Below are 17704 nucleotides of genomic sequence, written 5' to 3'. Positions count from 1 at the left end.
TTCGAGATTGAGTTTTCGAAACTAATTAATTTTTTTTTCGGTTTCGAACACTAGTTTTTCAAACACTCCGTCAATATCAAGATTTGTAGTGTCTACAAGAATGGAATCTTCTGCGGGTTTCAGTGGTGCAACCTTGCGGTTGCGGTCCTGATCATCCCTTGCGCGGATCTGTTCTACCAACTCTTCCATATCTGCTGGCTTGCCCATTTCCTGAAGCTGCATGAAACGTCTTTGGGCCCGTTCTTCAAGATCGGCATCAAGGAAAAATTTGCAGGGGGCCTGTGGAAATATAACCGTACCCATGTCCCGGCCTTCGGCAATAAGTGATGTTGTTTCACCGATGCTGCGCTGAGCTATTTTTTGATATTCGCGAACCGCAGGTATTTTAGCAACATTGGAAGCCCACATGCCGACGGTTTCAGTGCGGATTTCGTCAGTCAGCGGAGAGTTGTTCAGGCTGAGGATAGAGTTGCTGCCGCTACCGGAAAGGCTGAACTCCAGTCCCTTGAGAGCTTCATCAAGCTTGTCTTCGTCCCAGTCCCAAGAGCCTTCACCAAGCTGCCATGCCGTGCCCCGGAACATGGCCCCGGTATCGAGATAGGCAATCTTGAAATGGTCTGCCAGACGTTTGGCAAGAGTGGATTTACCCACCCCTGCCGGACCGTCTAAAGTTATGATGAAAGGTGTGTCCATTAAAGGACCTCCTTCAGGGTTTTTAAAAATATTTTATTTTCGTGGTCAGTGCCCACGTTGACCCGGATGTATTCACCGAGTCCGAAGCTCTTCAGGGGGCGGACAATAATGCCCCGCTTCAGCAGTTCTTCAAATACCTGCAGGGCATCGCGGGTTGGCTTGAACATAATGAAGTTGGCTTGGGAATCAAGTACTTCGCAGCCCATATTACGGATTTCATCAGTAAAAAGTTCACGTCCGCGCAGTACCACGTCTATGGTGGTGTTGAAAAAGGCTTCATCTTCAAGAACAGCAATAGCCGCTTCTTCTGCCAGCAGGTTTACGGTAAAAGGCGCACGGGCGCTTTTAATGTATTCGGCCAGTTGAGGGCTCATGATGCCGTAGCCTATGCGCAGTCCGGCCAGTCCGTAGGCTTTGGAGAAGGTCCGGGTCAGTACTATATTGGGAAATTCATTCAGCAGGCCGCGCATATCGTATTTTTCCGCAGGGTGGGCAAATTCAATATAGGCCTCGTCAATCACGAGTAAAGTCTGCTCCGGAATGGACGCTGCCATTTCACGTACCTCATCAACAGTAACCGCCAGTCCGGTCGGGTTGTCAGGAGAGGTCAGGAAAACCAGAGCAGTTTTTTCTGTCACAGCATCAGCCAGAGCTTTCAAGGGCTGTTTATGACCATCTGCGCGGGGAATCTGGCGGAAGTTAACGGCACAGAGGTGAGACATGAGCCGGTACATGCTGAAGCAGGATTCGTAGGTCATTACTTCATCCTGCCCGGGATTGGCTTTTATGCGTACCAGCAGGTCAAGAATTTCATCCGATCCGTTACCGCTGATGATCTGCTCCACAGGAACCCCTGTGCGCCGGGCAATGGCTGCATTCAAGCGCGGATTGCCGTTATGCGGGTAGCGGAAAACGGAAGGCGCGTGGCGGTTGATAGCTTTCAGGGCCATTGGCGATGCCCCGAGAGGGTTTTCGTTGCTGGCGAGTTTAATTACAGTATCGAGACCGTATTTTTCTTTGATTTCCTCGATGGTCAGGCCCGGTGCGTAGGGCTGTGAATCCATCATATCAGAGCGGACTTTGATGGCGGACATGCTGGAATCCTTATGGGTGTTGGTGCGCTGTGCGCTTTTGATGATCTGATTTCGCCTCCGGCGACCAAAGGATCAACGAACCTTTGGAATCCCGATTGATTGAAAAGTGTAGGTAGGCCATGAAAATCGCCTATTCCGGCAGGCTGGAGAATCAATTAAATTCAACCGGGAAAGTACGGATTTATTAGTTGGGAAAGAAAGATTTGTCAAAATTTGAGTTGTACGGATCTAAATAAATTCATTACCCATTACTTTGCATAAACAGAATAACTATCTTGAATGGGAAAATCCGCTCGGTATATGGCGAAACCCAAACAAAATGATAACGTTAATATAAAAGTCAGCCCCCCATCCATTACTGGACGGGGGGCTCTTGAGGTTAGTGAGTCTTGATCATCAGACCGGGGTGCAGGTCTTCCGATCAGTTATGAGGTTAATTCCTAGGAGGGTCTTATAGTCAAAACCGGGCTCTTGGCGGACTTAACCACCTTTTCTGCAACCGAGCCGAACAGGATGCGGTCAATGCCGGCACGTCCATGAGTTCCCATTATGATCATGTCCGCGTTTTCGCTTTCGGCAATAGCGAGAATTTCTTCAGCCGCATATCCGGTAACAACCTTGCCGTTTGCGGTTACATCCGTGAAGTTTTCAGCAATGAAAGTCTCCATGGTGCTGTCCGCGCCGGTAACGATTTCCCCGACAAAGTTTTCAATGGAACTGGGCGGTACATGAAAGCCAACATACTGGTCCAACGAAGGGGCCACGTAGAGGCACATGATTTCAGCTCCCAGTGTCTTTGCAAGGGTGCTGGCATATTCAGCTACTACGGGGCTGTGATCCGAAAAATCCACTGCACAGAGTATCTTCTTGATTTCAGCCATTTCCAAACCTCCATAATTCATGTGTTGTGCATGGAAAAGAAAGTGCATTCAAAAATATCTTACTTAAATATTATCCGATTAAGGCCGACATGGACAAGCTTTTTCTTATACTTTATCCTTAAGGAGGAAAAAATGTCTCTTTCCATTTTAAAAATGAACGTATGGGGCATTATTTTCCGAGTACTTAAGATTTATAAAGTAAGTTAAATCAGTCTACTAGGTGAATGTCTAGACTTTGGCAAGGTCGTTGCATAGTCTGGAGTGAAACCAAAGGCTGAGGAGTAATACTATGAAGATAAGTCCTGAACAGATTGAAGCCTTAAAGCTGCAACAGCAGCAGGAAAACAAGGCAAAGAAGGTTGACGGGGCAGCTTTCGGCGAATTCCTTAACCAGGAAGTGAAGCAGGGTGCAGCGCAGCAGAGCAGCGCGGTTTCCGCTCCGCCGATGCCGGGTCTTCAGGCCATGAATCCCCTGTTGCAGGTGCAACAGGCTACTCAGGTTCAGCAGACCGCGCAGGTCAGCGAAGATGAGTTTGTCGGCAAGGTGGAAGACCTTTTCGGAAAGCTTGAAAATTATGCCCAGCAGCTCGGCTCCTCTGATGAGGACGGACTGAAGCAGGCCTATTCGACTCTTGAAGGCATTCAAGGTGGAGTTGAGTCCCTCAAGAAGGATTGGCCCGGTGTAAAAAACGAGAATCCGGATCTCGGTTCCATCGTATCCGAACTTGAAACCGTGGCTGTGACTGAACAGATCAAATTTAACCGGGGAGACTACGTATAGTCGCTCATACTTAGTCTTCCCGCGTAAGATTATTTCTTACGCGAGAAAGCCGCACATATGTAAAAATGTGCGGCTTTTTTTTGTTTTCTTACCCTTCCTGCATATGCCGGAAGTATAAATAAGAAGCCCCCTGCTCCTATAAGAAGCAGGGGGCTTTGCAGTCTTCGAACTGATTCCGATTAATCTTCGGTGGTCAGCTGTCCGAGTTCGCGCTTGACGTCTGTGGCAATCTTGTAAAGGAAAGTCAGAGTCAGTGCGCCGAGTGCGTAAACCATCATGGAAACCATAAGCTCTTTACCGGTGGGCCAGTAAACAGTGATTTCGTTGAAGGGGTTCGGTGTGAAACCACCGATCAGCAGGCCGAGACCCTTATCAATCCAGGTTGCGATAACGAGGATAGCGAGGGACCAGGGCAGCAGCTTCTGGTTGTAACGCAGTTTGGGCGGAATGAGCAGCGCAAGGCTGATAATAGCGAATGCTGCTGCAGTCCACATCCAGGGTACCAGTTCGTGGTGGCCGTGGCTGCCTGCGAAAAGGTATGCGATGGAGTGGATGTGTCCGGGCATATTTGAGTAGAATGCGGTGAAGATTTCAAGCAGGAAGAAGAAAACGTTCACGCACATTGCATAAGTGATAATAGTTGTGAGAGTCCCGATTGCGCCTTTACCCGGCTCGTATTTGGTGATCTTGCGAACAACGAAAACGACGAGCAGCAGAATAGCAGGTCCGGAGCAGAACGCAGATGCCAGGAAGCGGGCAGCCAGAATGGCGGTAAGCCAGTAGTGGCGGCCGGGCAGACCGGCATACAGGAACGCGGTAACAGTGTGGATGGAGAATGCCCAGATAATGGAGGTGTAGACCAGAGGTTTAACCCATTTAGGATGGGAAACGCGCTGGCGGTCACACTCAAGGCAGGTCCAGCCGATTACAACGTTCAGGATCAGGTATCCGTTCAGAACAATCATATCCCAGAAGAGAATGGAGTTCGGAGTCGGATGGAAGATGATGTTAAGCATGCGCTGGGGCTGTCCAATGTCGACGATGATGAAACCGAGACACATGACAACGGCAGCGATGGCCATGAATTCACCCATGATAACCATGCCTTTGAACTTCTTGTAGTGATGGAAGTAGTAAGGCAGTACGATCATGACACCGGATGCGGCGAGACCGACAAGATAGGTGAACTGAGCAATATAGAAACCCCAGGAAACATCACGGTTAAGGCCGGTGATGGTCATCCCTTCCTGAAGCTGTCCAACGTAGGTGCAGAAACCGGCAACGATAATGAGCAGCAGGAAACCAATCCAGGCCCAGTATTTCGGTCCGCCTCTAAAAGCTTTTTCGAGCATATCAGGCTTCCCCCCTAGATGATGTAGTAAACGCCGGGCTCAGTGCCTGCGGTTGGTTTTCTACGGATGGTGAAGTTCTCACGCAGGGCCTTTCTGACATTGGAATCAGGATCCTGCAGATCGCCGAAGATGATCGCGCCTTCGGATTTTTCCACACAGGCAGGCAGTTCGCCTACAGCGAGACGTTCAACACAGAAGTTGCATTTTTCAACAACACCGCGCATGCGGGTGGGGAACTTCATGTTGATCTTGTCCATATCCAGATGGGTTCTGGGGTCCATGAAGTTGAAGCTTCTGGAACCGTAAGGACAAGCTGCCATGCAGTAGCGGCAGCCGATGCAGCGGTGGTAGTCCATCGCTACAATTCCGTCAGGGCGTACAAAAGTAGCCTTGGTGGGGCAGACGCGTACACAGGAAGGGCTTTCACAGTGGTTGCAGAGCAGGGGGAACCTGCGCTTTTCCTGAGCTTCGGAGGGGAAGTTGTTCTCCTGTTCAGGAAAAACTTCACCGTAAGAACCGGTCCACATCCATTTGACGTCCTGATCGGAATCGATGGTGGGCACGTTATGGATGTGGTGGCAGGTTTCAGCCAGAGCTTCAATTGCTTCTTCGGTATTCAGTTTGCGGGTGTCAATGACCATGGCCCAGCGCTTGGCATGGAGGGCATTGGAGTTCACTTCCGCATGGGCTCCACCGCCGGGGCCACCGGATGCCAGGGCAGCGGTGGGAGCGATGCAGAGTCCGGCAGCGGAAAGTCCTGCAAACTTAAGGAAGTTTCTTCTACTCTGTTTCATTACTTAGCCTCCTTGGGAGGAACGTGGCAATCCCAGCAGTAGGGAGTTACACTAGCATCAACGTGACACTTGTCGCAGAACTGTTCCTTGCTGGTATGGCACTGCATACAGGTGTTCTGAAGGCTGATGGTGTATTTATCGCCTTTGGCACTGATGTAGGTCCTTTTGCCTTCGCGAAGAGCCATATCTCTCCATTCGTTAAGAAGCTTCATGTGGTTCTCACGCATATTCTGAGTGGGAGCGACACAGATTTTAGCATCCTTAGGCAGCTCTACCTTGGGTTCTTCATAGCTTCCGCCGATGTTGAACCAGAAGGGCATGGACACCAGACCAAGGAAAATGACCAGTCCGGTTATAATTTTTCCACCGTAGTGCATGATCTAACCCTCCTTCCCGGGCAGAGGATTGAAGCGAAGGTCTGTTTCCCTTTCTTTTTCACCGTCAAGGATGAGGGCGTTACCAACGAGTTCGTGAACACCGCAGACGTCTACGCCTGGTGCCCAGTAGTTGGCCAGAGGGGGAAGGGTCGCACGGTCGATAGCGCAGATGCAGGAGAGCATGTTTACATCATACTGTTCCTGAACGGCTTTCAGTGCGTTACCGCGAGGCAGACCGCCGCGCATACGGATTTCCATGATTTCGTCAGTGTTAAGCCCGGAACCGCCGGCGCAGCAGAAAGTTTGCTCGCGGATGGTCTGTTCGGGCATTTCAAAGAAGTTTTTAACAACGTTCTTGATGACGTAACGGGGCTCGTCCATGAGGCCCATGGCACGGGCGGGGTTACAGGAATCGTGGAAGGTCGCTCGGATATGGTCGTTTCTGCTGGGATCAAGCTTCAGTTTGTTGTGCTTCATCAGGTCAGCAGTAAACTCGGTGATGTGGACCATCTTGGTCTGGCGTGAGTTTTCAAACACGGTACCGGTGATGGGGTTCACGGGAACTTCAAGGTTGTTCGCCGGACCGTTCATGGTATCCATGTACTGGTTGATAACACGCCACATGTGTCCGCACTCACCGCCGAGAATCCATTTGCAACCGAGGCGGTCGGCTTCGGCGTACATCTTGGCGTTCAGTTTCTTCATCATATCAGCAGAGGTGAAGAGACCGAAGTTACCACCTTCAGATGCGTAGGTGGACAGGGTGTAGTCAAGACCGATGTGATCGAACAGCATCAGGTAACCCATGAAGGTGTAGATGCCGGGATCAGCGAATACGTCACCGGAAGGAGTGATGAAGATAACTTCATGTCCCTTTTCGTTCAGGGGAACGTTCAGACGTTTTCCGGTGATTTCTTCAATATCGTCAACCATGAAGTCAACGATGTCTTTGAATGCGTGAGGCTGGATACCGAGATGGTTACCGGTACGGTTACAGTTGGAAACCGGCTCGAGAATCCAGTTGATGTTCACACCGCAGAGGTGCAGCAGTTCACGTGCCATCATGGTGATTTCCGCTGTGTCGATGCCGTAGGGGCAGAACAGGGAACAACGGCGGCACTCTGTGCACTGGTAGAAGTAAATGAACCATTCTTTAAGAACATCTTCGGTCATGACTCTGGACCCGGTCAGGGTAGAGAGAATCTTACCGGCCATGGTGAAGTCCTTGCGGTAGATGGAACGCATGAGTTCCGCACGCAGGACGGGCATGTTCTTGGGATCACCGGAACCGATGAAGAAGTGACACTTGTCTGCACAAGCGCCACAGCGAACACAGATGTCCATGAATACTTTGAGTGAACGATATTTACCGAGTCTTTCCTTGAAACCTTCGTGGACGATGTCCTGCCAGTTTTCAGGGAGCTTCCAGTCCACGTCTTCCGGAGACCACGCACGGGGGTTGGGGAAGCCGAGGTACTCGAGTTTTTCCGCTTTTGCGGGATAACACCAGTTGCCCGGAGAAGTATCTACCGGGGTGTCCATCCACCCAGTGGACGGCGGTGTGTAATTAATGCTTTTAAAAAGCTCATCAGCTTTTGGGAGGTCAGCCATGTCAACTCCTCATCAAAAGATATTTAAGGTCTGTCCGGCATAGGTCTTATAAGACGCTCTATGCCTTTTTTTCCACCGGGAGACCCGCTTCAATCATTGCTTCCCTGAACTCATCTTCATAAGCCTCATAACTGTGGGGCTTGATGTTGGGATCGTTCCAGGGGTTCTCGTGATGGTTGATACGGGTATCGTTGGGCATGTTCCTTGTGGGAGACAGGAATACGCCGCCCGCGTGCATCAGTTTACTGAACGGGAAGTAGACCAGCAGCGCACACACGAGGAAGAGGTGGATAAAAAATACCACGCTGATTCCTGCGGGAATGACGGGGCTGAAGGTTACAAGACCCATGGTCAGCTTCTTGATGGCAAGAATGTCCACGTGCGCAAAGTAGCGCATGTAGATGCCGGAAAGGGCAATGCCGATGATGAGAAGCAGCGGGAAGTAATCGGTTACCAGAGAAATGTAACGAAGTTTGGGGTCCTTGAGTCTGCGGCCGAGCAGGAAGCCGAGGCCGACAAGAATCAGGAGGTCAGACATGTACAGTCTGGGAACACCGATCTGCAAGATACCGTCAACAAATTCCACGAAACCGATGCAAGCAGGCACGGGTTCGAAGAAGAGTCTCATGTGCCTGATCACGATGAGCAGGAATGAGTAGTGGAAGAGCAGGGAGAAAAGCCACAGCCATTTGGATGAGGCGTAACTTACTCTTCCGTCCCTGAGTTCAACTTTGGTGTTCCTGAAGAGGGAACGAAAGCAACAGACCTCAAGGATCATGCGGATAAAAGTTTGACCCGGAGTCACGGGGTTGTCAAAGCGGTCATGCTGGATAAAATCCAGAGACTTTTGCTGTCCGCCCGTGGTCGGGATACGGAAAGGAACCGGGCTTTTGGCCCAGCCAATGATCCGGCGGGCAAAGCCTACCAGAAATACGGCAACCGCTACATACGGTAACAGCGTGCCGAACAGTCCTGCCATGTGCGCGGACCCCACTCCGAAGAGTGCGATAAGCACCAGGGCAAAAACTAAAACGAGTGAGTACAAAGCGTTCATCTACCTTCACCTCGCTTATAACGTTTGGCTTCCGGGGGAAGCCGGCCACTACACCTGTCCGGCCCCTCTGGCCGAAGCGTCCTCGATTTTGTTGACCCGCCGAAGGAGCATGTGATGTGATCTCTTGATTTCATCAATTCTCATTTGCGCAATCAAATCCCTATTCTTGGTATAGATGTCGAACGCGATAAGTCCCAGATTATCAATCCGGGCCTCAAACGCGAGCAACTCATCAAGTTTACCTTCACTTTTCAGTTCCTCCATGAACTCGTCTCTCAGGAGTTTCTTGAAAAGAAAGACAAAACTTAAAGCTTTGGATGGTGCAAAGTCCTGAACAGTCCTGATTTTAATCAGTTCATCAAGGGACTTGGCAAGATCGTCGGCACTTTTCCATTCAAGGATCAGGTCAATAAGTTCGCCCGCGACCTTCTTGATGGTAACTCCGACAGGGTTGGTAAACCGATCCTTGTTTGATCTCCATACATCCTGGGTCTCTTTAGGATATGAAGAAAGAATCAGGTCGTACCATTTTTCTGTCAGGTCTTCTTTTCTTTCCGACAATTTTTGTACAAGACTCATTTTTGTATTACCTGTATTGTAAACAATAAAAGATTTCAGGCCACTGCATCAATTTTTTGCAGGGTCCGGAAATTGAGATAGGCTTTTATAAAAAAGCCTGAAATGTGAATTCTGTCACACTGTGACTAACAGGACGATATTCCAGATACCTAGTGATTCGTCAAGGGGTTTTGCTCTTAGTTCAGCTATCAGATAGCGTGAAAATCATTGTCAAACCGGGTTTCAGGCAAGCATACTGGAACTCGCTTCCGGGCAGTGTTGTTGTCATCCGGTTTCATTGCATGGCAGGCAACTCGTCTTGATCCTTGATCTTATTGTAAATTGGAAAGATCTAAATCCAGTTTCTGCATTGTTTAGATCACACTCATTAAGGAATGTAAAATGTCAGAACCGTTAATTTTTTACCCTGAGGGTTGCCGTCGGGCAATTTTTATCCGTCGGTATAAACGTTTTACTGTGGAAGCCATGCTTGATGGTGAAATAGTCGGTGTTCATACCAATAATACCGGATCCATGATTGGGCTGTTGCGTGAGGGACAGGAAATTTTTATTTCCCCGGCCCTGAATCCCGAGCGTAAACTCAAATGGACTCTTGAGGCGGTTTTGCCTTTCGGACAAATGATAGGGGTCAACACCGCTGTGCCCAACAAAATGCTGCAATTTGCATTTGAAGCCGGAATGCTGCCGGAAGCAACCGGGTATACAACTCTCAAACGCGAAGCCAAGGTAGGTAACAGCCGTCTGGATGGTTTGTTCAGTGACGATTCAGGTGAGCTTCCCATGCTTTGGGTGGAGTGCAAGAATGTAACTCTTGTAGAGGATGATGTGGCTTGTTTTCCCGATGCCCAGACTGAACGCGGGCGTAAGCACCTTACGGAATTGATGGATCTTGCAGCCAAAGGAGACAGGGTGGCTCTGTTCTTTTTTGTTCAGCGTAATGATGGAAATTGTTTCGGTCCTGCAGATTTTATTGACCCTGAGTATGCGGAGTTGTTTTACAAAGCTCTTGATGCAGGTGTCGAATGCTGGGCTTACGAGGCGGTGCTGAGTGAGATTGGGATTGGTATCGGAAGAAAGTTGCCGCTTGCAGCTTGTCGATAAGTTCTGTGTGTAACACAGGCTTGAGGGGTGAGCTTAAATTAATTTTTCTTTTTTCTTACCCCTTGTTTCAAAATGAGTTCAGGCTTTGGTAAGAAGCTCATGGCATCCCGGCAAAAGTGGAAAGGCCCTTCATGCGAACATTCGCATGAAGGGCCTTTCCGGCCTTGACGGTGTTGAAAAGCGCGGCGCCCGGCCCGGATCGGGTTTATCCTTGCCGGGCGCCTTAGGAGCAGGATGCCGAAATTTTTAGCCGGGAGGGTGGAGCTCCCGGCCAGAAACCAGACTCGGAGTAGCTTGCAATCTGCTGGTAGATGCAATCCAGTGCAAATTCGGCTGACTTCGGACGTAATTCGCACTGTTCGAGCTGTGTATGATGAGATTTATTCCCTGCTTTTATTCTGTGCTGCGGATGCGGTTTCCCGAATCCTCTCTTCTTTGCGCACAGACCTGCGCTCTATTGCTTCCCGGTTGCGCCTGTGGTCGACTCCTGTTTCAAGAATCAGCGGCGGTACCGGAGAAGGTTTTCCATTTTCGCCCATGGCCACAAATGTGAGATATGCCGAGTTTGTGTGCCTTATCTCACCGGTTAAAAGATTTTCAGCTTCAACCCGGACCCCGATTTCCATGGATGTTCTGCCGACCATGTTTACGTTGGCGTGCAGGTTGATCAGTTCCCCCACATAAGCAGGTCTCAGAAAATTCATACGGTCAATGGATGCTGTTACTACCGGCTTTCGCGCATGGCGCATGGCGCAGGTGGCAGCGACCAGATCCAGTTGTTTCAGCAGGACTCCGCCGTGAAGGTTCCCGGCTGGGTTCGTATCCTGCGGTAGAACCCGGTAAGTCATCAAGGTCCTGCTGTCGCTGATCTTTTTTGGTTTCATAGTACAACCCTGATCCTGAGTTTGTGCTTTGATGTCGTTTTGTAATACGTTTTGTATATCTTATGTATTACTTAGTAAGCTCTATTTGAGTTTACCATATTCGACTCTGGCTTCCCATATCATTTTGGCGATTCTCTTTCCCAAATCCAGTTGCCTCGTCTTGATCAGGGCTTCCGCCGCGTCACGGTTGCCTTCCTGCTTCAACAATGTGGCAGATTCCAGATCTCTGAGATAATTCTCAAATTCACGGATCAGTTTGGAAAGATTAAGGGTTTCCAACTCTAGCGGAACCCTCACGGATTTTACTTTTCTGCTCATTGTGTCTGCTTAACCTGCTTCGTTTGGATTATTCTTCTCCCTATATGAGACAAATGTCAATACATTTGTAATACGAAATGAAACTTTATTTATTACTTAGTTATTACAAAAAATGACTAAGTATGAAGTTTTTATATATATCAAAAGTAATTAATAAAGAATCAATTAAGAATACAAATGTATTACAAAGTGATGTAAAAAAGTATATATATTGTAATCAAGATTAGATAGTCGTGATCAAGACGGGTATTTTATTCGAACCTGAAGGATTGAATTTCGGGTTTGGTTGCTGCGATAAATGTTGGGAAAAGGAAAAGAGCGCTGGCGGGAGAATAAAGCAAGGGGCAGAAAAGACCGCAGATAATGATGGCGATCATGAGCCCGGACATCATGTTTGATGGATAGCGTCTGTATAAGCTTATGCAGGCAGCGGCAACAAAACAGGGACCCGCCAGTCCCCATGCAGTCAGCAGGTGAAGCCAGAAGGGCAGAATATGGAAAAGGTAGATTCCTGAACCGGTCCAGACATGCTGTTGTCCGTGCCAGATGGTCCATAAATAGGCTGGAACGTTAAGCGGCAGGGGAATCGTCAAGGAAAAACCGCTGAATAGAAGTTCGGGTTTATGGGCGAAAAGCTCAAGGATATTCAACCACAGCCAGTACGCAGGGAGATTCTGTCTGTTTATGAAGGTCATGTCCTGCATTTGCAGTGAGAGGTAATTAAAGAAGAACAGACAGAGCACCAGCAGGAACTTTTTAACTATTCCCTTGGAGTCGAAGATGAGCAGGATAAGAACGGCTCCTAAAATAGCATCACGGCCCAAAGAACAGAAAATGCCGGCCAGAATGATCAGGCAGTTGATTCTGTTCTCCTCAGGGTTGTGCAGAGTTGCGCATAGTCCGGCCAGTAATATGGGGCCGTTGATAGCCTGCATGCCGAAAAGATTCGGCGCACCTGGTTGGTGAAGCAGGAAAAAAAGGCAGCAGAATTCAATGCAGATCAGTCCGGCCAGCCAGCTTGCCCAAAATGAAATTTGTTTTGGGGTCGGGGGAGGGAATATGCTCAACCAGAGCGCACTGATCAGCAGGAACAGCAGTGGTCTGGATTCCATGAGCAGCGGCAGGTGCTCCAGCAAAGGGCTGGCCAGCGGTGCAAAATTGTTAAATGAAATCCAGGTGATAAGCAGTGCCGGGATTCCTGCTTTAAGCCATAGCGGCGCATTGTTGTGCTTTTTTCCGCGCAGCATTTCCATTAGCAGGCCAAGTACAGCCATTCCGGTTGCAATAATTTCCGCCAGATTGGCAGGTGCATTGTATCCGCTCAGGCTGAAGGCTGCGAGGGTAAGGGGCAGTCCCAGACTGAACAGGGCAAGCGGAAATTCCGAGGCTGTGAAGGCATTGTTGGCTGAACTCATTGGCAAATGTGTTACATGGATATGTGCAGGATTAGAAGACCCGGGTAAAAAAAAGTTTCTAGCGGACGGAAAATCTCAATATCAGCCGATTTAAATAATTAAAAGGAAAGGCCACCGGCTTCGGGATTCTCTTTCTTTTGACCAGCAGCAGGTCAAGAACATGGGCGGTCGGGTGCTCGTGGCCCAGAAAATTAACACATCCGGCACAATAGCTGACCATTGGAACCCCGACTCTTTTGGCTTCGGTGATTCGTTTACGGGACCAGTTTTTGGCGTAAATTTTGTTGTAAAACTGGGTGGCCCCGCCTTCTCCGCAGCAGAGGGTTTTGGTGCGGTTGTGTTTCATTTCCACTACCTGTACCCCGACAGCTTTAAGCAGGACACGTACGTCCTCGTGCATTTCTGTTTCATAGCGGGTAACACAGGGGTCGTGAATTGTTACTTCTGTGATTTTCGGCCTTACCGGGGCAAAACGGGCAGTTTTCAGTTTTTGGTAAATGGAAACAATTTCCAATTTGGTATTGAATTCTTTGAATGTCATATGACAGTTGGGGCAGGCTGTAATAATTTTTTTTATGCCCATGCGTTCCATGCGATGCAGCAGCGAGGAAAGGTTTTCCTCATGTCGGCTTTTCAAGCCGAGCATCTTTGAAGGCTTGGAGCAGCAGTTGAGCATCAGCCCTGTCCTTGGGTCCTGATGTTTCAGTATTTTGTAGGTGGTTCGAGTTGCATCCGGGAACATGGCCGGAAGGGTGCATCCCGGAAAGAAAACAGCATTGCAGCTCTCCGGTATGAACTCTCCTTTGAACGGGAAGCGCCGGCCCAGCTTTTCGTACTTAAGTAAAGGAGTGTGCTGTTTAAGCTTGAAGAGTCCGTTGGCCTGCGCGTGATTGCGCAATTCCTTGAACATGCGTTCCGGTTCGACTTCCACCGGACAGACTGCCGAACAGAGCCCACATGTTGAGCATTCGTAGGAGCGGACTGACAGGGAGTCAATTTCCTTATCCGATGACAGTCCTTTCAAGGCGATGGATACCGGGGATCCGCTTTCAGCCAGAAAGCGGCACAAAGACATGCATTTACCGCAGTCGATGCATTCGTCAGCTGTGTTCTGCAGTTCGTCCCGCAGTGATTTTGATACAGGCATAGGCGCAATTGTTGCCGTCCCGGCCTGATGTCGTTGCAAATCAGTCAGTGCTACAGCAACTGGCAGCCCCAAATTTTTACCCGTTTATTGACGTATTCGGTGCATTTCCCCTTAATGCGAACCTTTACGCCCGGCTTGAGGTTGCTGACAACCGGAATCTGGTCTTCGGTAAAATGACAGATCACTTCGGCGGTAAAGTTGGAAATCCCTTTGAGTCCCACATGAAGATCACCGAAGCCTTTAGTATAAACATCTACTATTTCGCCGGAAACTTCAATTACTTCATTGAGATATTTCCCGCTGGCCACGGTGTTGTTCTCAACAAAATCAATATAGAGTTTGTACGATCCCACATGCAGTTTGGATTGGGTCAGTTTTACTTCATTCCCAATGCGAGCATGCCATGCTCCCAGAGTTTCTTTCTGGTGCGGAGGCACGTTCTGGTGGGCCGTGGGGCCGAGTTTGACAGTTTTCTGCAGGTCGACCCGGTTGTTCAGACTTCCTGCTGAATCGTATATGTCGGCAATTACTTTTCCATCATTTGAAATATAGATTTTAGACCTGACTCTTCCCATAGGGTCCACAAGATGAAATTCTTCTGCCTTGACGATGTTGGGCATCCGTCTCCTCCTTGAACAGCGTGAATGAAGTTATGTAACAATAAATGATTAAACGGTTCATTGCTTGAAAAAGCAAGAAATATTGTCAGTAATTTTTCGCTGGTGTACGATAAGTGTTTGTGATTTTCCAAAAAGTTGATAAGAGTCTTCACTTGACTTGGGTGGATAAAAGCTTTAACAGACAACCCCTTTCTTTACGCAATCAGCATCAATCACGAAAAGGTGGAGCTTTTGAGATTAATGCGCGTAAAAATGCTTAGCCGGCGGAGTAAGAGAATTGTTCGACAGCCTATCAGACAGACTATCCGAAGCCTTTAAGAATTTCAAAGGGCAGGGACGCTTGGATGAGAAAAACATCCAGGCCGGACTGCGCGAAGTGCGCCTTGCCCTTCTCGAAGCGGACGTAAACTACAAGGTCGTTAAAGATTTTGTGGAAAAGGTAAAGGAGCGTGCTCTCGGGCAGGAGGTCCAGAAATCGCTTTCTCCCGGACAGCAGGTAATCAAAGTCGTTAACGACGAGCTTACCGAGCTGCTCGGCGGCGAACAGGAAGGACTTCAGCTCTCCAAGGGCAAGCTTTCCAAGATAATGATGGTCGGCCTTCAGGGGTCCGGTAAGACCACTTCTTCCGCCAAGATTGCCTTGTATCTGCGGCGCAAGAAGTTCAAGCCTTACCTTGTTCCTGCCGACGTCTACCGTCCTGCTGCGATTGACCAGCTTCATGTGCTGGCCAAACAGCTGGATATGCCGGCCTATCCGTCTACTACGGATATGAACCCCGTGGATATCTGCCGTGACGCTATGGTCAAGGCGGAAGAGGCCGGATGCGATGTCCTGCTTTTCGATACAGCCGGACGCTTGCATATCGATGAACCCCTGATGGATGAGCTCGCCTCCATCAAGGAAAAATGTACCCCGGACGAAATCCTTTTCGTGGCCGACGCAATGACAGGGCAGGACGCTGTCAATGTGGCTTCCACATTTGATGACAAACTTGATGTTACCGGTGTAGTCCTTACCAAAATGGATGGTGATGCCCGAGGCGGTGCGGCGCTCTCCATCAAATCAGTTACCGGTAAGTCAGTTAAGTTTGTCGGTGTGGGTGAAAAGCTTTCCGAGCTTGAACTCTTTTATCCGGACAGGGCCGCTTCAAGAATTCTCGGCATGGGGGATGTTCTTTCCCTGATCGAGAAAGCCCAGTCTGTGATGGATGAAGGAGAAGCTGAAAAGCTGACCGAGAAATTCCGCAAGGCCGAATTCGACCTTGAGGACTTCCGCACCCAGATGCGCAGAATGAAGAAGATCGGTTCCATGGGGTCGATCATGAAAATGATCCCCGGACTCGGCGGGCTGACCAAACAGCTCGGCGATATGGAGATCCCGGACAAGGAACTGAACAGGATAGAAGCCATCATCTCGTCCATGACCATGGAGGAACGCAGGCGGCCCAAGCTTATAAATCCCAGCCGTAGGCAGAGGATTGCGAAAGGTTCCGGTGTTAAGCTCGAAGAGGTCAACCAGATGCTCAAAAATTTTGAGCAGATGAGCAAGATGATGAAGAAAATGATGGGCGGCAAAGGCGGAAAGGGCAAAATGCCCAAGATGCCGAACCTGCCCGGAATGCCCGGACTTGGCGGCGGAGCCGGAGTGCCTGGAATGCCCGGTATGGAAGGGTTGGAAGGTATGGAAGGAATGGGCGGTATGCCTCAGCCTTCCAAAACCAAGAGCAAAAAGACCCTTCAGGCCCGCAAGAAGAAAAAGCTTAATAAGCAGGCCCGCAAGAAAAAGAAGAAATAGTTTTTTGTGGGCATTTGCTTGCAATTTATTAACGAACCACTTAATTTAAGATTATATGGGGGAAAGTAGACAATGGCTATTAAACTTAGACTGACCCGTATGGGCTCCAAAAAACGCCCTTTTTACCGTATTGTAGCAATCAACAGCGAAACCAGACGTGACGGTCGTCCTCTGGACTTCTGCGGTTATTACAACCCGATGGTTGAGCCTGTTGAAGTGAAAATTGACAAGGAAAAAGTAGAGAAGTGGCTTGAGAGGGGCGCTGAACCTAGCGATACAGTTAAATCTCTTCTCAAAGCAAATTCTTAGGGTTCGTAACTCACCAGGTTCGAATTCTTCTTCACTACTCACGGTACACACTCGAAATCAGAAGCGGAGGTTGTTGGCATGTTGAAGGATTTAGTAGAGTACATCGCGAAATCGCTTGTTGACAATCCGGAAGAAGTAGTTGTCACCGAGATCGAAGGGGAGCAGACTTCCGTAATCGAACTCAAGGTCGCTAAAGAAGACCTGGGTAAGGTTATCGGTAAGCAGGGACGCACCGCGCGTGCCATGAGAACCTTGCTCGGTGCAGCATCAACCAAGGTGAGAAAGCGCTCTGTTCTGGAAATTCTGGAATAGAAGCCGACGAACCTGACCATTACCAGCAGGCTGCTATGGAAATGCTTGTAGTTGCCGAGGTGGTCAAACCACATGGTCTCAGAGGGGAAGTCTGCATTGAATCCCATGCGGACTCCCCTTTTCTCTTCGACGAGGTCCCTTGCCTCTATCTGGCTAAGAAAGGGCAGAAACCCCGTCGTTTTGTTGTGCGCTCTTCGCGAAAGCATAAAGGGCGCATGCTGCTGACCTTCAAAGGTATCGATGGCCGTGATCAGGCGGAAACCCTGCGCGGTATGGAAGTCCTTGTTCGTGAGGCTGATCTCCCCGAATCCGGGGAAGATGAAGTCTACATGTACGAACTTGAAGGGATGAGCGTCGAACTTGAAGACGGGACTGTGGTTGGAACCATTTCGAGCTTTATCCTTGCCCCCGGGCAGGAAACATGGGTGATTACTTCTTCAGAAGGAAAAGAAATTCTTTTTCCTGCTGTTGAAGAATTTGTGTTGTCTGTTGATCTGGACACTGAGAAAGTGGTTGTTGATCCTCCAGAAGGGTTGCTTGATATCTATCTCAGTGAAAAGAAAGATAGCGGAAAGAAATAGGTCAGA

At 49.2% G+C, this 17704-nt stretch carries 20 protein-coding genes; 6 read left to right on the top strand and 14 right to left on the bottom strand.

Annotation, left to right across the window (positions count from 1 at the left end; genetic code table 11):
* Window positions 1-21: 21 nt before the first annotated feature.
* From cmk to ACKU41_RS11065, 3 genes are all read right to left on the bottom strand, one after another.
* Window positions 22-693: a (d)CMP kinase gene (gene cmk, locus ACKU41_RS11075; protein ID WP_319777432.1), complete on the bottom strand. Its 672-nt coding sequence runs from the start codon at window positions 691-693 to the stop codon at window positions 22-24.
* Window positions 693-1787, bottom strand: coding sequence for a histidinol-phosphate transaminase (gene hisC / locus ACKU41_RS11070; RefSeq protein ID WP_321400773.1), 1095 nt, complete (start codon window positions 1785-1787; stop codon window positions 693-695). The genes cmk and hisC overlap by 1 nt, the downstream gene beginning before the upstream one ends.
* Before the next feature lie 440 nt (window positions 1788-2227).
* The gene (locus ACKU41_RS11065) at window positions 2228-2668 is read right to left on the bottom strand and encodes a universal stress protein (RefSeq protein WP_319777428.1); all 441 of its coding nucleotides are present in this window, start codon (window positions 2666-2668) and stop codon (window positions 2228-2230) included.
* Between the two features lie 289 nt (window positions 2669-2957).
* Between ACKU41_RS11065 and ACKU41_RS11060 the strand changes: the two genes are divergently transcribed.
* Window positions 2958-3449 carry a hypothetical protein gene (locus tag ACKU41_RS11060; RefSeq protein WP_319777427.1) on the top strand — a complete coding sequence of 164 codons (492 nt, stop codon included), beginning with the start codon at window positions 2958-2960 and terminating at the stop codon, window positions 3447-3449.
* Between the two features lie 179 nt (window positions 3450-3628).
* Here the strand turns inward: ACKU41_RS11060 and dsrP are convergent, their stop codons facing one another.
* Genes dsrP through ACKU41_RS11030 form a run of 6 tightly spaced genes read right to left on the bottom strand, consistent with a single transcriptional unit; the run spans window position 3629 to window position 9216 of the window.
* Window positions 3629-4801: a sulfate reduction electron transfer complex DsrMKJOP subunit DsrP gene (dsrP, locus tag ACKU41_RS11055; protein ID WP_319777425.1), complete on the bottom strand. Its 1173-nt coding sequence runs from the start codon at window positions 4799-4801 to the stop codon at window positions 3629-3631.
* 14 nt (window positions 4802-4815) lie between these two features.
* Window positions 4816-5595 (bottom strand): sulfate reduction electron transfer complex DsrMKJOP subunit DsrO, encoded by a 780-nt coding sequence (gene dsrO / locus ACKU41_RS11050; protein ID WP_319777424.1) that lies wholly within the window; start codon window positions 5593-5595, stop codon window positions 4816-4818.
* A complete protein-coding gene (gene dsrJ, locus ACKU41_RS11045) occupies window positions 5595-5972 on the bottom strand; it encodes a sulfate reduction electron transfer complex DsrMKJOP subunit DsrJ (RefSeq protein ID WP_319777423.1) in 378 nt (125 codons plus the stop codon). The genes dsrO and dsrJ overlap by 1 nt, the downstream gene beginning before the upstream one ends.
* A gap of 3 nt (window positions 5973-5975) precedes the next feature.
* On the bottom strand, window positions 5976-7583 hold the full coding sequence (dsrK, locus tag ACKU41_RS11040) for a sulfate reduction electron transfer complex DsrMKJOP subunit DsrK (RefSeq protein WP_319777421.1): 1608 nt from the start codon (window positions 7581-7583) through the stop codon (window positions 5976-5978).
* Between the two features lie 58 nt (window positions 7584-7641).
* The gene (gene dsrM, locus ACKU41_RS11035; protein WP_319777419.1) at window positions 7642-8637 is read right to left on the bottom strand and encodes a sulfate reduction electron transfer complex DsrMKJOP subunit DsrM; all 996 of its coding nucleotides are present in this window, start codon (window positions 8635-8637) and stop codon (window positions 7642-7644) included.
* 48 nt (window positions 8638-8685) lie between these two features.
* Entirely contained in the window at window positions 8686-9216 is a 531-nt protein-coding gene (locus ACKU41_RS11030) for an RsbRD N-terminal domain-containing protein (protein WP_319777416.1), read from the bottom strand.
* A gap of 381 nt (window positions 9217-9597) precedes the next feature.
* Between ACKU41_RS11030 and sfsA the strand changes: the two genes are divergently transcribed.
* Window positions 9598-10317: a DNA/RNA nuclease SfsA gene (gene sfsA, locus ACKU41_RS11025; RefSeq protein WP_319777415.1), complete on the top strand. Its 720-nt coding sequence runs from the start codon at window positions 9598-9600 to the stop codon at window positions 10315-10317.
* Window positions 10318-10697: 380 nt separating this feature from the next.
* Here the strand turns inward: sfsA and ACKU41_RS11020 are convergent, their stop codons facing one another.
* The 5 genes from ACKU41_RS11020 to ACKU41_RS11000 form a co-directional block, all read right to left on the bottom strand.
* Entirely contained in the window at window positions 10698-11201 is a 504-nt protein-coding gene (locus tag ACKU41_RS11020) for an acyl-CoA thioesterase (RefSeq protein WP_319777414.1), read from the bottom strand.
* A gap of 81 nt (window positions 11202-11282) precedes the next feature.
* Window positions 11283-11519: a hypothetical protein gene (locus ACKU41_RS11015; RefSeq protein ID WP_319777413.1), complete on the bottom strand. Its 237-nt coding sequence runs from the start codon at window positions 11517-11519 to the stop codon at window positions 11283-11285.
* 251 nt (window positions 11520-11770) lie between these two features.
* Window positions 11771-12934 (bottom strand): hypothetical protein, encoded by a 1164-nt coding sequence (locus tag ACKU41_RS11010; RefSeq protein WP_321400756.1) that lies wholly within the window; start codon window positions 12932-12934, stop codon window positions 11771-11773.
* A 58-nt stretch (window positions 12935-12992) separates the two neighbouring features.
* A complete protein-coding gene (locus tag ACKU41_RS11005; protein ID WP_321400754.1) occupies window positions 12993-14153 on the bottom strand; it encodes a (Fe-S)-binding protein in 1161 nt (386 codons plus the stop codon).
* Window positions 14132-14701 carry an OB-fold protein gene (locus tag ACKU41_RS11000; RefSeq protein WP_319777410.1) on the bottom strand — a complete coding sequence of 190 codons (570 nt, stop codon included), beginning with the start codon at window positions 14699-14701 and terminating at the stop codon, window positions 14132-14134. Before ACKU41_RS11000 ends, ACKU41_RS11005 begins: the two co-directional genes overlap by 22 nt.
* Before the next feature lie 277 nt (window positions 14702-14978).
* On the opposite strand from ACKU41_RS11000, the gene ffh reads away from it, so the two are divergent.
* The 4 genes from ffh to rimM all read left to right on the top strand — a co-directional run bounded on the left by ffh (window position 14979) and on the right by rimM (window position 17698).
* The gene (gene ffh / locus ACKU41_RS10995; protein WP_321400752.1) at window positions 14979-16496 is read left to right on the top strand and encodes a signal recognition particle protein; all 1518 of its coding nucleotides are present in this window, start codon (window positions 14979-14981) and stop codon (window positions 16494-16496) included.
* Between the two features lie 72 nt (window positions 16497-16568).
* On the top strand, window positions 16569-16805 hold the full coding sequence (gene rpsP, locus ACKU41_RS10990) for a 30S ribosomal protein S16 (RefSeq protein ID WP_012765791.1): 237 nt from the start codon (window positions 16569-16571) through the stop codon (window positions 16803-16805).
* A gap of 78 nt (window positions 16806-16883) precedes the next feature.
* Window positions 16884-17117, top strand: coding sequence for a KH domain-containing protein (locus ACKU41_RS10985; RefSeq protein WP_319777408.1), 234 nt, complete (start codon window positions 16884-16886; stop codon window positions 17115-17117).
* A 35-nt stretch (window positions 17118-17152) separates the two neighbouring features.
* Window positions 17153-17698 carry a ribosome maturation factor RimM gene (gene rimM / locus ACKU41_RS10980; protein WP_319777407.1) on the top strand — a complete coding sequence of 182 codons (546 nt, stop codon included), beginning with the start codon at window positions 17153-17155 and terminating at the stop codon, window positions 17696-17698.
* Window positions 17699-17704: the final 6 nt, after the last annotated feature.

The sequence above is a fragment of the Maridesulfovibrio sp. genome (assembly GCF_963678865.1).
In the GTDB taxonomy this organism is placed as follows: domain Bacteria; phylum Desulfobacterota; class Desulfovibrionia; order Desulfovibrionales; family Desulfovibrionaceae; genus Maridesulfovibrio.
The sequence above is the reverse complement of the archived record's forward strand: the minus strand, read 5'-3'. Positions and strand labels throughout refer to the sequence as shown.